Genomic DNA, 14,047 nt, shown 5'->3' on the forward strand with positions numbered 1-14,047 from the left:
AACCCAAGCTATTTACAGCTTTTTTGTCAGAAATGAAAGCGATGAATCTAGTGGATAGTTTTCTAATACCATTTGACATTCATAGCCCTGTTTTTCGTAAAACGGGCGGGCTTGAAAGCTCAACGTATCAACCAGCGACGACGTACACCCTTGAGATTTCGCGTACTCTTCGATTCGCGTGAGAAGTTCACTTCCAACTTGCTGACCTCTTAATGATTCATCAACCCAAAGAAACTTAATAAGAAGCCAATTTCCCCAAAGGTCTGCGATAATACCGCCGACTTTCTTGTGCTCTTCCAAAGCATAATAAGCCACTTGAGATTTAGGTATACCCTCCAAGAAAGGCGTATTGTGTTCAATCAAACCACCACGAACTTCATTGATGTCCTTGTCTGAGGGTTCACTATCAAATTTGTATTCCATTTCTTTCCTTACGTGTTCATATCCATTTGCTGATGAGCAATTGCATTCAACAAAATAATCATCGACGCCGCCATTGTAGCGATTAGACTTCTACTAAATCGCCCCTTGCTGAGCCAGTTTGCTGAGAATGTCACTGGTTTTCTCCCTGAACAGATCTCTTAATAGTCGAACCGTTGGGGTTATCGATTGACGACTTGGGCATATCAGCCAAAGCTCAGTAGGAGTAGGTTTGTAGTCTTGCATGACACTGGCCACTCGCCCAGTAAGCAGGTCATCGGACATATCAAGGCATGATTTAATCGCAATCCCTTTACCTGCTACACACCAGCGTCTAACCAAATCACCATCGTTGGAAGCCCTGTTTCCTGTTAGCTTCACTTTATGAGTGGTTTCTTCATGACTGAACTGCCACTCATTCTGGAGAACATCGTGTAACTGATAAAAGAGGGCATTATGCTCTAACAGATCATTGGGTTGCATCGGTGCTTGATGTTCAGAGAGATAACTCGGGCTTGCGCATAACACTCTAGGAACATCGCAGATCTTAAATCCATACATGTTGGCATCGGTTGGAGAACCATAACGTAGCGCCATATCCACCGAGTCACGATAGAAGTCGATATTGCTATCACTAATACTGGTTCGAAGTGATACGTTCGGATATTCCAACAAGAATTCATCCAACCAAGGCGTAATGAGATTTCGTCCTAGATCAGACGATAATGCGATACGAATTTCACCATCAATAATGCCGAGCTCTTCGTGCATGTTCATTTTCGCTTGCTCTAGCATCTTCAGCGCTTCCTCGCATTGTGGCAAGTAACGCTCTCCCGCCGCCGATAGCCGTAAGTGGCGTGTCGTACGAACGAAAAGCTCGGCTCCTAAAGATGCTTCGACGCGCTTTACCGCAGCGCTGGCCGTTGCTGTCCGCATATCAAGGTTGGTTGCTGCAGCGGTAATACTGCGAAACTCGGCAACTTTCAAAATAACCTTCAAATCCTCTAGCAACATCATTAAGCCTCATTCTTTAGTTAAATTGGGTAAGAACGCGCTATTAACGCTCAGTATTTATAGAGTAGAGGGCTGTTATTATCAAATAATGTTTGATAATTAATCAAAAACGAGGCTGTTTTTCATTGTCAATTACTCACCTAAGATAACGTCATGTTAACGAAGCGCCCCATATGGGAATACCCATTTACCTTCAATAGCGATAAACGACGGCGCGATAAATTAACAAACACTTTTTGATAGTGTTTCAAAAACCATTAGAAAACCAATGGCGATATATTGTCTACACTCATTGAGCTAACAGACCGCTATGTAACCAATTTTGAGACTCTATAACTTCTTGTTTTATATAAGTTACCGTCTTTTCGGAACTGAACATACAAAGGAAATTAACATGACTAAATTAACTATTGTTGCAAACATCGTGGCAAATGAAGACAAAATTGATCTAGTGAAAGCTGAGCTGCTTAAACTGATTGAGATCACTCGTGCAGAAGAAGGTTGTATCAACTACGACTTGCACCAAGACAATGAAAACCCAGCACACTTCTTATTTTACGAGAACTGGGAGTCACGCGAGTTGTGGCAAACACATATGAACAACACCCACCTTGCAGAATACATGGCAGCCACTGACGGCGCAGTCGCGAGCTTTACACTCAATGAAATGACGCACATTGCTTGATTGCTAGTGCTCTAAGGCACTCAAGATCAATGGCTCAACAGCTCATCGTTTAAGCCCATTCATAACATCTCAATCGATATGCTTGATATTGAATGGGCCAAATTTCGTTGATTACGATTTAAAAATTAGGATGAAGCCACTTCACCTAATCAAAAGGAAGCACAATGACAGCACCAATAAAAATGAAGGCAATCGGGTTTACTCAATCACTTCCACTTACAGAGCAAGACAGTCTGTTTGAGTTTGAAACCGATGTTCCAGAAGTGAAAGACAACGACCTACTCGTCAAGGTGAGTGCGACGTCAATTAATCCCGCAGATGCTAAAATACGCATTCGTAATGCCAAAGATAAAACCTTAGAACAACCTAAAGTACTAGGTTACGACGCTGTTGGTGAAGTGTTCGCCAAAGGTGCAAACGTTGAAGGCTTCGAGGTTGGTGATCGAGTGTACTATGCCGGCGATGTGACACGCATGGGGGCTAATGCACAATATCAAGCGGTAGATTACCGCATCACTGCTCATGCGCCGAAGAGCCTTTCTGATGAATCTGCTGCCGTCATGCCGTTAGCAACACTCACTGCATGGGAGGCGCTATTTGACCGACTCCGTGTTAGCCCAGAAGAGAGAAAATCGATACTGATCATTGGCGGTGCTGGTGGCGTAGGCTCCATTACGATTCAATTAGCAAAACAGCTTACTAACCTGACTGTTATTGCCACAGCCTCAAGACCAGAAACAGAGCAATGGGTGCGAGATATGGGGGCTGATCATGTCGTCAACCACCGTAACTTGGTTGAGTCCATTCGTGAACAAGGCATCAAACATGTCGATTACATTTTCAATGTGGCTGATACCAAAGGGCACTGGGATGCGATGGTAGAACTTATCGCACCACAAGGTTTAATCAGCTCAATCGTTGAGTTCGATGGTGGTATCGACTTGTCAGCACTTCAAGGCAAATCCGCAGGTTTTATTTGGGAATTAATGTTTACACGCTCACTGTTTGACACGGATGATATCCAAAAGCAGCAAGACATTTTATTCCAAGCAGCAAATTTGATCGACGCTGGCCGCATTAAATCTACACTAACGACAACACTGAATGGCTTTAGTGTAGAAACGCTCAAAGATGCGCACCAACGTATCGAAAGTAGTGCTTCAATAGGTAAAACAGCGATCAAGTATTAGGATATTGAGAGTAATTTACTGCTCTTCGAATAGAGGCAGCAAGTGGTCATCAAGCTACATTCTTCTAAACTAGAAATATCCAAATACACAAAGAGCCACTCGATAGTGGCTCTCTTACTTTTCGCTAGGCTTTATTCTTACCTGACCCGACCCAGACTAATGACGACGCCACTGAAAGTGACAATGTCACCCAGAATTGGCATTCAAAACAACATTTAATCCAGAGATTGATAGCCGAATCGCGCCAAATAATGCCAAACCTTTTTGACATCTTGTTCGTCGTAACCTTTTTCGGTGACAGCCAAGCCGAGTATTCTTGGATCGATGACACTATCTTGCGATAACTCTTTAGCGAGCTCTATGTACTCTTTCCCACGATATTCTGGATAGCGAGCCATCTCTTCAACACTCAGTTTAAACCCGTTATGCCATTTAACTGGAATATCTAACTGGCGAGCATACCTTTCGATCCCGGTCTCGCGATAAGCTGGATCAAGCACTATACACTCGACGTCCTCTTTCAGTGATATCTCACCATGAACATGCGCTTCAATATAATCATCCAACCGATCTACGTTGTCAGAAGATGCCTTATCGATTAATGCCTGTAGCCGACTTGCAATGGCAAAGTCTGTGGGTTTAAAGAAACTATCTGGATAGCAAAACGTAGTACGCTCCAGTACGTGTGGCTTTAACTCAAAATAGCTACTGCCAAAGCGCGCGGCTGCGCCAGAGGGGTACTCTCGAAAGTTCAAAGCACCGTACTTGGGTCTTAAGTGGTCAGCAGCGTCATCATACGCGCCATCAAACACACTCTGCTCCCAAATCCATCTTGCTCCGCCAGTATAGGCCGTTAACCCGCCGTTACTAGTGCTCGTCTCAAATTGAGATTTGAGTTTGCCATCACGCGCAATCGCTTGAAGTAGCGGTGTTTTATTCGAAGTATAACGGTCAGGGTGAAAGTTAATCGTCACCGCATGGACGTGATTACCCTCTTCGCAACAAGACTTGGAACGTATATTTGCGATTGCTTGCTCGATTGCACCTTCAATCATAAAACCTCTAAATTGTCCTACTCTCTACTCACTCGCACCTAGATATTGCCTACGTTTGATGCGTTAAATGAAAACATACGTATTTCATCTCGTGGATGCCAGCCAATATTTTCATAAAACGCTTGTGCGTTCAGGTTGTCGTTGATGACGAACAAGTGGGTTTTAGCAATCCCGATGGATGATAAGGCGTCCACTGCGTTTGATATCAGCTTTGCGCCTAAGCCCTGACCACGACAAGCCTTCGATACCGCTAAATGTTGGATATAACCACGACGACCGTCTGTTCCCACCAATATCGCACCTACGATCTGCTCGCCTTGCAGAGCAACAAAACTCAGGTTTGGGTTACGCTCGAGATACTTCCCAATGTTTTCTTCAGAGTCTGCTTCTCTTAATTGCATACCTTCCGTTTCAGACCAAAGGTTCATGACCTGCTGATAGTCTGAGATGTCCATTTCTCGTAACACAACTTGTTCCCTTACTTAAACCTAAACACCTTACAAAAGTGCCAAATATAATGAATCTATCAACGCTCGATTTATTCGTGGTTAAGTTATTCATACTTAACCATACCGACCCGTTAATCACATGCTTCTTCAAGCGCTTCGTTCTCTGAAACATACGCCACAAGATTTTCGAACGCTATTTTAAAATAAAGCTCGTAGCTTCCTTGCTCTACATACCCTAAATGAGGGGTCGCAGTAACGTTAGGTAGAGAAAGCAGTGGCTCTGTGCTTTTAGTTGCGGGCTCACAATCAAAAACATCGACAGCCGCTCGTTTGCTCGGATTGGATTTGAGTTCATTAAACAGCGCATCAGTCTCGACAAGCTCTGAACGGCTGGTATTCACAAACAAGGAATCCGACTTCATTGATCTTAGATCTTCAGCCGTAACACACCCTCGCGTTGCCTCATTCAAACGAAGATGGAGAGACAGAACATCCACTTGCTGAAAGAAGCCGCGTTTGGATTCAGAGACCTCAAAACCGTGTGATTTAGCCAAGTCTCGCGAAGCTTGGCTTCCCCATATTACGACTGACATTTCAAACGCTTTCGCATATTGAGCGATTCGTTGCCCTATCTTCCCATAGCCCCAGATACCCAGCTTCAACCCTTTCAAGGTTCGCCCTAGCCCTAAGCTACCTGAACTTTGCCACTGGTCATTTGCAAGATTCGAAGTGTAGCTAGGTATATGTCGGCTTGCTGCCATTATTAGAGCCCAACAGAGTTCTGAAGGGGCAACTGGCGAGCCTCTCCCTTCTAGTACCTTAACTCCGTATTTTTCGCAAAGCTGCACATCGATATGATTGCTCACCTTGCCCGTTTGACTGATCACTTCAAGGTTCGGGAGTTTGGATAAGAGTGATTCCGTTATCTGGGTACGTTCTCGAATAAGAACTAGAGCTTGGACATTCGCCAACTTCTCAACCAATTCTTGTTCTGAGTAGGTCTCATAAAAGACTGTGACATCTTTCCCTTCTAACAAACCAAAACAATCAAGATCTTGAACTGCGTTTTGGTAATCATCCAATACTGCTATTTTCACGGTTTTCTCCTTATCGTTATAATTCTTTTTCTACTAACGCTAGCCACTGAGGGATGTGGTTTTGATAAGACTTTGGGATTCCTAAGACTGATTGAGATAAGGCCCGAGATGAGCAGCAACCTGTTCTGCGCACACACCGATGACAACATCGACACCCGCTTGTTTTAATATCTCAATTCCACATCCGTTATTTCGTGGATCTGGGTCCAACATACCCACGACGACTTTTTTAATACCAAACTGCGCTAAAGTACGGGCACAAGCAGGAGTGCGACCTACGAATGAGCATGGCTCTAATGTAACGTATGCAGTGACACCTTCTGCCGAACCTTGATAAGCGTTTAGAGCTTCGACTTCGGCATGGTTACCACCTACGGCTTGTGTATAACCTTCAGCAACAATCTTGTCATTTTTAACTAGAACGCAACCTACGGGCGGGTTAGGGATGCACATCGGCAAGGCTTGCTTAGAAATCTCTAACGCTCTAAGCATGTATGTTTCGTCCATTAGATTCTGCGCCTCTCAGTATTCAAATCACTCTTGATGAAAGCTAATCTAACACATTGAGTTGCAATTAAAATCTCGACTTTCCCTTTTTAACCAACTTCGAATCGACATCGAATTATTCGTTAAATATCTTTTCTAACCACATCGAGCTTATGTACTCACCGTTCTTCTTTGCATATTCATTAAACACGCCCACTTCTCTAAAACCAAAACGCTTATGTAGCGCTATTGAAGCCTCATTCGGCAAGGCGACACCTGATAAAACTCGATGAACACCGTGAGCTTGGATGGCGCAGAATAGCTTCTCATAAAGCTTGGAACCAACCCCTTTCCCTTGAATAAACGGCGCCAGGTAAACCGTCACCTCTACAGTCTCATCAAAGGCAGCCATTGCTCTGTATGGCTGGGAGCAAGCGAACCCTGTGAGTTTACCGCTATCGATCGCTACATAGATTTGATGTCTACTATCTGGCTTAAACTGGGAGAACCAATCCAATCGATTGTCTACAGACAGCGGCGACTCCTCAAAGCGAGCATTAGAATGTTCAATGTAGTAATTGAAAATATCAGTAATGCTCGAAACATCATCTAACTTCCCGATTCTAATTTCCATTGTCTTACCCTACTCAAACGTTATTGGGTCTGAATTTCTTGGTCATACCTTGGCTAGATGGTGACACGAGCTTGTACCCTAGCTTTTCGTAAAAAAGGGGCTCATCAGCAATCATAGAGACATAAGAACCTTCTAACGCTACAGATGCTAGGTAGCCATCAATATATTCCATCACTTTCCTACCCAGCCCTAAACCCTGATATTGAGGATCAACGGCAACATCAACCACTTCGAAATTACACGCACCATCACCGACAACTCGCCCCATCGCGATCAACTTATCGGCATCTCGAATAGAGATCCCGTACAAACTGTTAGGCAGAGCGATAGTTGCTGCTTTGAGTGATTTAGGAGATAAGCCTGCTGCAACACGCATATCGCAAAATTCTTGAGGGTTAGGGACTTGCTGTTCATATACAAACGTCATCGTGTACTACTCCTTTTTTAGGATAGGATACACAACAATACTGTATATAAAAACAGTGTTGATGAATTATCTGAACTTTAGTTAAAAATCACACCACTCACTGTGCAGTACAGCCATAATAACAGTGTCCCACCACTGCCCTTTAAAGAAGCGATGCTCTTTTAAATGCGCTTCTTTCCGCATGCCTAAACGACGGCAAAGGTTTATCGCAGCCAAGTTTCGGCTGATAGTCTCAGCATAAATACGATGAACACCCAATTCCTTAAAACCGAAATCAGCGAGCTTAAATGCCGCTTCTTGAGCGAACTGACTTCCTTGTGAAGCTCGAGAGAAAGCACAACCCATAGACGCTTGACGGTTTGGTTCTAGCCGTAAACAAACCGTACCTATAAACTCATTGGTACTCTTAAGTTCAACAGCGAGTTGATAAGCTTGCCTTGGGCTTTCAGTTGACTGCGCCACAAATAGTTCAGTGAGCTGCCTATATTTGTTTGGATCACAATCACCTTCATCATAGAAACGTTGATACTTGGCATCTTGAGACATAGCAACAAAAGCATCTTGATCATCGAGTGTCATGTCTCTGAGAATCAGTCGCTCCGTTTCCAATTTAAACATCTCACGATTCCTTTGCGTTTTCATAAACCACTTTGAGCGAGGGCCATAAGACGAGCCAATTCTTCGCGTATACGCGTTGATCAAATAACGAACGCGGTCTTTTCGGATTGTGAGTGATGCGTCCATTGAATAGGGATTCAAAACCGAAGGCGGACACACACTCGTAATCGTTGTCTTCCGTGACTCTAACACCTACAGCCGTTTCTTTTTCAGGCCAATAGCTCATAGCATCGAGCGTGCTTTCGTATGGTTGGTCGTTATTTCTATAATGCATCAAAGCTTGGTTGCGAACCTGCCAATTAAGCTGTGGCATTTGTGTCTTGAGCCAAGCCTCATGCTTGAAACAGGCATTCGAATCCAATTCATCAGCATCAAAATAAACAACGTCAATATCATTCAAAGGAGTTGGTTTGATACTGCTATGGAGATAATCCCAGACTAAATTTCTTAGAAAGCCCGCGGCAACGTAGCACTGAGGCAGTTCTAACCTCTTAACACAGTGCAAAGCTTCTACTCGCATTGGATCTTGTTTCAAAAGGTGAACGATTTTATTCATATCTTTTAAGTTATTTAGACTCATAACCCTATGTTTAAATTAGCGTTTCACCGCGACAACTGAATAGGTGTGCCAGTGTTTCATTCGTCCCAATGCAGTTTTTGCCATCTCATCCCTCTCATGAAACCTCAGAACTTCAAAACCAGAGAATAGGTCGCGCACTTCGGATTCTGTAAAAGAAGACGTTGGGCTTCGGTAGTGGGTTGCCCAAGTGTCTTTAATGCCCATGAAATCGCCTGCAAAAACACCCCCAATTTCAATACTCGTGACGATCTTATGCCACGCAGATTCGAAGTGACAAGGGTCAGCGAAAAACAAGCTAGAGTTTGCGAGTACAATCCCAGCTTTCGGATATTGGAACTGTTCGAATGAAGCGTTTGTAACGTCAACTAAAGGGTTATCAGCAAACCGTTCTTCACATATATCGATCGAGTCTGAGTTAATATCAAAGCCATGTACTCGGTAGCCTTTACGACTCAAGTATTCCATATCACTACCGACACCGCAGCCGCAGTCAGTAGCAACACTTGATGTCGATTGATTAAGTGAACAGACAAATTCGGTCCGCTTTAAATGTGGTTTAGCGAGTGCTTTCTCATAATAGCTGCGCCAAATCTCAGTGTTAGTGTCCATGCCCATCACTCAGCGGAAAACTCTTCCAGTGCCAATAGCGCAGCAGTGGCTTTATCCTGTTGGACAAAAATATGGTCGTGATAGTACGCAGCAATAACGTTAGCGCTGATCCCTTTAGACGCCAGTTTGGATGCGACGGCCGCAGTCAGTCCAACCGCATCCAGACTGGAATGAACGGTTAAGGTGATCTGCTGGTAGATACCTTCAAATGCCAAACCTGCTTCCTCAGCTCGAGACTTTTCAAGGACCAGAGTGAGTCCTTCTGACTCGATGAACGTGGCTACAGGCTCTAAACTGACATAATCCCTTAGGGCACCAGAAGTCGTGCAGAACACAAACTCTGTTGGTATTAATTTAGGGCGCATAGAACACAGCAGCTCATCTAGATCGGTGATTCCTGACATAAATACAGTCCTTGTTTCAGTATCGAGTCTAATTAAATTCGTGATTGTAGAGAGGGAGAATATTAATTACGGGCTCTTCATAAGGGTGCACCGCTCTCACAGCATCGAGTGCCGCTTGAACGCGCTCCTTTTTACAGCGAACGTCTATACGAACCTCTTCGCCAAAGTTGATTTCACCTTTTGAGCCTGTGACTGGCTGAGCTTTTGAATTTGGGCGCCAAAATCCCGATATTTTCACAATCGAGATGACACTGTCATAGTTGCCCACAACCCCAGCGCCCGCAGAGTTCAGAGCATCACGAATTGCAATAACCTCTGATTCTGGGGCGTATATTTCTAGTTTGAATTCCATCTTTACTCCATTGACAGACAGTTCAAAATACCAATCTACTCAGCCTAATAACACCAGCCCACTGTTATTGTGAGAGTTGAGTAAGTAGATTATCGAGTTCGGCTGTGCTCTTAACAACATGCAGTTGTTTACCTTCTGAGATCTGAGACAGTCGAGACATAAACTCATCATTCCAAAACCCAGGGCAGAGTTTAAGCATCTTGTAGCTATTGAGCGTACCTTTGATGACTGAGCTGCCATCTGGCCACCCTTCTGGTTTTACGAACAACCCTTTCAGACAGCGCTTAGTAACGAACCAGTAGCTGACAAAATAAGGCAAATCGATATAGATAAGGGTATCTGCAGACTCTAAGCGCTGATGGAATGCACCAAGAGGGCCAAGTCCATCGATGATCCACGTGTCTTCATTCAAGATCTTTTCATGAGCTTGATTAAAAACGTCTTTGGAAACTGGCTCGCCATTCGCTTGATAGACGATAGAGTCCAGTTGATGCAACGGTAAACCTGCAGATCGGCTTAATGTTTTGCTGAAGGTAGATTTGCCACTACCGGGCTTACCAAAAACGGCGACTTTTTTCATTTGAGTTCCTCCAAGAACACGGCCCGGAAGATAGAAAAAGAAAACCCACCTTACCGGGTGGGTTAGCTTTTCTCAGTACAACAAATCCCCACCATTCTTATAGAATGATGATAATTCGTTGGTTGAGTGTTGTTCGATTACATTTCATACAGCCAATGTCATATAAATCTGAGTGAGTGTCAATTGAATTTATAAACTCAGATAATGATTAGTTGTTTCAGAAATCGATATTGGGTCCATTTACTCATTCAGCAATCTTGGCCAGTTGGCGTCTGCGTTTACAATGTTTCCAGCGATATCACCCTGCCAAGTTTGCTGTACCGATTTACTGTAATTTAGGTAAAGCTTGCCATCGACAATATTCCAAGCTCGCGGGTCTATTTTGGCGGTATAGCCTTTACTCACCGCCCAAGCACAGTATCCACCATATTGAGGGGCATATTGTTCAGGGTCCGCTTTGAATAAATCGAGATGTCGTTGTGAGGAAAATCGCCATTCAGCACCATTCCATTCGTAGCGGTAATTATCGCTTCCTTCCACGGCTTGGCTTTGAGTGAAGTACGCTACGGGATCGTAACCTCGGATCGCTTTGCCGAAAAAGTCACTGTATACCGGATCAAGAGCAAAAGAAGGGGTGGCAATCCCCAACCAAAAGACAAGTGTTAGAACAATTTTGGCAAGATACTTCATAACGTTTCTCCTCATGTTATTTATAAAGAGAGGTTAAACGCGGCAAAAATTTCAAGACATACAAACCAAGAGTGCGCTAATCGTTACCAATCTTTGGCTCAGGTAAAACGGGCGGTGTGCTGTCCATATAAGTTAAGAAATTCTGCCAGATTTGATGGGTTCGCTCTTTGGTTAGCTCAGTTTTACAAGAAAGCGCCATAACCGCACGAATAGAACCATCTCGCCATTGCGTGTAGATAGCGTCACAATGAGCAGTCATATAAGTCGACCAATCTGTCTGTGCTCGCTTAATTGCTTCCACCAATGTTGGATCTTCAGCGTTATGTTCAAAGCTTGCTTGAAGATAAGTCGCTAATTGCTCCTCGGCAGTTTGCAACTCTATCGCTGCACATTGATTGATCTCTAGGGTGTTCATTGCGTTCTCACAATCGATTTCATCTTGTTGAGCGAGCGCAGTCATCGGCAACATCGCCAAGGCAACGAGTAACACAGCTTTAGCTTTCATTTGATGTTCCTAAAGTTATTAATTGTAGTGTTTTTCCATTAGCAACAAATCCCACAACTCGCCATCAAAACTGCGCGTTCCAGACTCACGAGATGTCACCACGAAACCAAGAGATTCATAGCAACCTTTGGCAACGACATTTCGCTCAAACACAGCCAGCGTTAAAACCTGTGCCTTGTATTCTACTCGAGCTTTCTCAATGAGCTGTTTAAGCATGACCTTAGCCAGCCCCTGGCCTCGAAAATCATTCGAGACAAACACTCGGCAAATACGATATTGAGACTCTGACACTTTGAACAGTTCAACGTATCCCGCTACCTCTCCATTTGAAATGAAGATAAATGGCAGCACTTCAGGTTTCACGCAATGGTGTTCGAGTTGATTATGGTCTAATGGAAAATCAAAATTCGGACCGCCCCACTGATAGTTGAGCCGCTCTGAATCTATCCAATGGATCAGGGTATCGTAGTCTTCCTGTCTAAATTCTCTCAGTTCCATCTCTACCTCCCGATTGCTGTCGACCGTTATGCCCGCTAGTTTCCGCTTCGATTTAGCTGCAGCAGATCCCACTTGTTTCCGTACAGATCTTGAAACACAACCACGGTTCCATACTCTTCAACTCTAGGCTCTTCGTTAAACATCACACCCTTGGCTTTCATGGATTCATAATCACGCCAAAAGTCGTTGGTTTGAAGAAACAAAAACACGCGACCACCCGTTTGGTTACCGATGGCTTGTGTTTGAGATTCGGTACTCGCTTGAGCAAGCAAAAGGTTGGTGCCGTTAGAATTGGGCGGAGCGACCTGTACCCAGCGTTTACCACCGCCTAAATCGGTGTCTTCAACTAACGTAAATTGAAGTTTCTGCGTATAGAACTCAATGGCGTCGTCATAGTTTTCGACAACAAGGGCGATGTTTCCGATTTGCTGTTGCACTGGTTTCGTCATGGCGGCTTCTAAACTTAAAACACCGATTCTACATGACTCAACCCCTTACGAAAGCTCACAATGACATTCATAAGAAAATGGTTGTGCTTAACCGAAAAACTAACTGGGATGATTAGGTTAGAATCCCATCTACGATAGCTTGTTGTAGCTTAGCTTCGACGCCTTCCCATATCTTCTCTCCACCAGCTGATATTCTTTGCTGGTTGAAATTGAGAACCTTCTCTTTGAGAACATTGTGCTTCTTCCAACCGTAGCCATCATCATTGATGTTGTGGAGAAGCGGAGGGATACGGTCGATGGCTTTTGCATATTTTGCATCAGCACTTTCACCAAGTTCAAATTCTTCCCACAGTGCCAAATATTCTTCACCTTGTCGGTTTGGCAGCATATCCAGCACTCGTTTGACGCCATTCCACTCTTTATTCTTTTGCTCTGCGGTTTCTGATTCATAAACGATTTTGTCGCCGGCATCGATCTCGCCCAGGTCATGAATCAACAGCATTTTGATCACGCGATCGATATTAATTCTCTCGTCAGCGTATTCTTTTAACATCAGAGCACTAATACACACATGCCAACTGTGTTCGCCAGAGTTTTCGTGCCGCTTCAAGCCAACCGGTCTCGACTTTCTCAATACGCCTTTTAGTTTTTCAATTTCGACCATGAAATCGAGGATTTGAGTAACTTCTTTCAACATCTGACTCCTATCTTTTATAGAACAAGCCCTATATTCAAAAATGGATGCCTACCAGAACCTTGCTGACAATTACGCCAATGCCGCCCCCTTAATGTAATAACGATAATATCCAATTAAATTACTTGAGATAAAAAGGACTTCCATGACGACAGCCGTTGGCGATCCAACCATGTAGTTATGAATAAGCCAAAGCGCGGTACCGATGATCATCAGCTCCCTTAAACGGCGGTCATCTTTATTGAAAGCGGCAACTGTTTGAAACAGAGAAGCAACACAACTCACAACACTGACTAGGCCAGTATAAGTAACCGAAGTAGAAATGATTGAAGCCCCACAAAATAGGTACTTCAATTTTGCCGAGGTAGAGAACACACTCACTAAATAGCGAACGGTGGCGATGAGCATTAGGCTCGCTGCCGTCCATTGCTCAAGCAAGATAAAATGGCTTGATATGAGAGTCCCGGCAAAGAAAAGACACGTAACGATCTTTTTCCTCTCTTTGAATTGAAAGGACATCAGATCAAAACAAATCGCGATTGCGACCAGTATTTGAGACAAAACAAATGGTGTCACCCTACACTCCTTGTAAGTAAAGACCCGCACGCGCA

At 44.0% G+C, this 14,047-nt stretch carries 22 protein-coding genes; 2 read left to right on the forward strand and 20 right to left on the reverse strand.

Annotated elements, in window-relative coordinates; all coding sequences use genetic code 11:
* Positions 1-12: 12 nt before the first annotated feature.
* Positions 13-423, reverse strand: coding sequence for a GNAT family N-acetyltransferase (locus KI743_RS10035; RefSeq protein WP_285466237.1), 411 nt, complete (start codon positions 421-423; stop codon positions 13-15).
* Between the two features lie 93 nt (positions 424-516).
* Positions 517-1,434 (reverse strand): LysR family transcriptional regulator, encoded by a 918-nt coding sequence (locus KI743_RS10040; protein WP_285466414.1) that lies wholly within the window; start codon positions 1,432-1,434, stop codon positions 517-519.
* Between the two features lie 394 nt (positions 1,435-1,828).
* On the opposite strand from KI743_RS10040, the gene KI743_RS10045 reads away from it, so the two are divergent.
* Together KI743_RS10045 and KI743_RS10050 are read left to right on the forward strand one after the other, a co-directional pair.
* A complete protein-coding gene (locus KI743_RS10045) occupies positions 1,829-2,119 on the forward strand; it encodes a putative quinol monooxygenase (protein ID WP_285466238.1) in 291 nt (96 codons plus the stop codon).
* Between the two features lie 164 nt (positions 2,120-2,283).
* Positions 2,284-3,309 (forward strand): zinc-binding alcohol dehydrogenase family protein, encoded by a 1,026-nt coding sequence (locus tag KI743_RS10050; RefSeq protein WP_285466240.1) that lies wholly within the window; start codon positions 2,284-2,286, stop codon positions 3,307-3,309.
* A 215-nt stretch (positions 3,310-3,524) separates the two neighbouring features.
* Here KI743_RS10050 and KI743_RS10055 read toward each other — a convergent pair whose 3' ends face one another.
* The 18 genes from KI743_RS10055 to KI743_RS10140 form a co-directional block, all read right to left on the reverse strand.
* The gene (locus tag KI743_RS10055) at positions 3,525-4,364 is read right to left on the reverse strand and encodes a DUF3626 domain-containing protein (RefSeq protein WP_285466241.1); all 840 of its coding nucleotides are present in this window, start codon (positions 4,362-4,364) and stop codon (positions 3,525-3,527) included.
* Between the two features lie 38 nt (positions 4,365-4,402).
* Positions 4,403-4,819 carry a GNAT family N-acetyltransferase gene (locus tag KI743_RS10060; protein WP_032550662.1) on the reverse strand — a complete coding sequence of 139 codons (417 nt, stop codon included), beginning with the start codon at positions 4,817-4,819 and terminating at the stop codon, positions 4,403-4,405.
* Positions 4,820-4,944: 125 nt separating this feature from the next.
* Complete coding sequence (locus KI743_RS10065) at positions 4,945-5,910, reverse strand: D-2-hydroxyacid dehydrogenase family protein (protein WP_285466242.1); 966 nt, start codon at positions 5,908-5,910, stop codon at positions 4,945-4,947.
* A gap of 81 nt (positions 5,911-5,991) precedes the next feature.
* Complete coding sequence (locus tag KI743_RS10070) at positions 5,992-6,417, reverse strand: bifunctional diaminohydroxyphosphoribosylaminopyrimidine deaminase/5-amino-6-(5-phosphoribosylamino)uracil reductase RibD (RefSeq protein WP_285466243.1); 426 nt, start codon at positions 6,415-6,417, stop codon at positions 5,992-5,994.
* Positions 6,418-6,532: 115 nt separating this feature from the next.
* Positions 6,533-7,030 carry a GNAT family N-acetyltransferase gene (locus tag KI743_RS10075; protein ID WP_285466244.1) on the reverse strand — a complete coding sequence of 166 codons (498 nt, stop codon included), beginning with the start codon at positions 7,028-7,030 and terminating at the stop codon, positions 6,533-6,535.
* A gap of 13 nt (positions 7,031-7,043) precedes the next feature.
* A complete protein-coding gene (locus tag KI743_RS10080; RefSeq protein WP_032550666.1) occupies positions 7,044-7,457 on the reverse strand; it encodes a GNAT family N-acetyltransferase in 414 nt (137 codons plus the stop codon).
* Positions 7,458-7,538: 81 nt separating this feature from the next.
* On the reverse strand, positions 7,539-8,075 hold the full coding sequence (locus KI743_RS10085; protein ID WP_285466246.1) for a GNAT family N-acetyltransferase: 537 nt from the start codon (positions 8,073-8,075) through the stop codon (positions 7,539-7,541).
* A 1-nt stretch (position 8,076) separates the two neighbouring features.
* The gene (locus KI743_RS10090) at positions 8,077-8,631 is read right to left on the reverse strand and encodes a nucleotidyltransferase family protein (RefSeq protein ID WP_306416833.1); all 555 of its coding nucleotides are present in this window, start codon (positions 8,629-8,631) and stop codon (positions 8,077-8,079) included.
* A gap of 39 nt (positions 8,632-8,670) precedes the next feature.
* Complete coding sequence (locus KI743_RS10095; RefSeq protein ID WP_285466248.1) at positions 8,671-9,264, reverse strand: bifunctional 2-polyprenyl-6-hydroxyphenol methylase/3-demethylubiquinol 3-O-methyltransferase UbiG; 594 nt, start codon at positions 9,262-9,264, stop codon at positions 8,671-8,673.
* 5 nt (positions 9,265-9,269) lie between these two features.
* Positions 9,270-9,668, reverse strand: coding sequence for an ACT domain-containing protein (locus KI743_RS10100; protein ID WP_285466249.1), 399 nt, complete (start codon positions 9,666-9,668; stop codon positions 9,270-9,272).
* 28 nt (positions 9,669-9,696) lie between these two features.
* A complete protein-coding gene (gene cutA, locus KI743_RS10105; protein WP_285466250.1) occupies positions 9,697-10,020 on the reverse strand; it encodes a divalent cation tolerance protein CutA in 324 nt (107 codons plus the stop codon).
* A gap of 64 nt (positions 10,021-10,084) precedes the next feature.
* A complete protein-coding gene (locus KI743_RS10110) occupies positions 10,085-10,600 on the reverse strand; it encodes an adenylate kinase (protein WP_285466251.1) in 516 nt (171 codons plus the stop codon).
* Positions 10,601-10,840: 240 nt separating this feature from the next.
* Positions 10,841-11,290 (reverse strand): YHS domain-containing (seleno)protein, encoded by a 450-nt coding sequence (locus KI743_RS10115; protein WP_285466252.1) that lies wholly within the window; start codon positions 11,288-11,290, stop codon positions 10,841-10,843.
* A 76-nt stretch (positions 11,291-11,366) separates the two neighbouring features.
* Positions 11,367-11,795 carry a lysozyme inhibitor LprI family protein gene (locus tag KI743_RS10120; protein WP_285466253.1) on the reverse strand — a complete coding sequence of 143 codons (429 nt, stop codon included), beginning with the start codon at positions 11,793-11,795 and terminating at the stop codon, positions 11,367-11,369.
* An 18-nt stretch (positions 11,796-11,813) separates the two neighbouring features.
* Positions 11,814-12,293 (reverse strand): GNAT family N-acetyltransferase, encoded by a 480-nt coding sequence (locus KI743_RS10125; RefSeq protein WP_285466254.1) that lies wholly within the window; start codon positions 12,291-12,293, stop codon positions 11,814-11,816.
* A 35-nt stretch (positions 12,294-12,328) separates the two neighbouring features.
* The gene (locus tag KI743_RS10130; RefSeq protein ID WP_285466255.1) at positions 12,329-12,742 is read right to left on the reverse strand and encodes a VOC family protein; all 414 of its coding nucleotides are present in this window, start codon (positions 12,740-12,742) and stop codon (positions 12,329-12,331) included.
* Between the two features lie 112 nt (positions 12,743-12,854).
* A complete protein-coding gene (locus tag KI743_RS10135) occupies positions 12,855-13,436 on the reverse strand; it encodes an HD family hydrolase (protein WP_285466415.1) in 582 nt (193 codons plus the stop codon).
* 72 nt (positions 13,437-13,508) lie between these two features.
* Complete coding sequence (locus KI743_RS10140) at positions 13,509-14,012, reverse strand: YgjV family protein (protein WP_152471062.1); 504 nt, start codon at positions 14,010-14,012, stop codon at positions 13,509-13,511.
* Positions 14,013-14,047 lie beyond the last annotated feature (35 nt).

This window comes from Vibrio sp. D420a (assembly GCF_030248625.1).
GTDB lineage: Bacteria > Pseudomonadota > Gammaproteobacteria > Enterobacterales > Vibrionaceae > Vibrio > Vibrio fortis_A.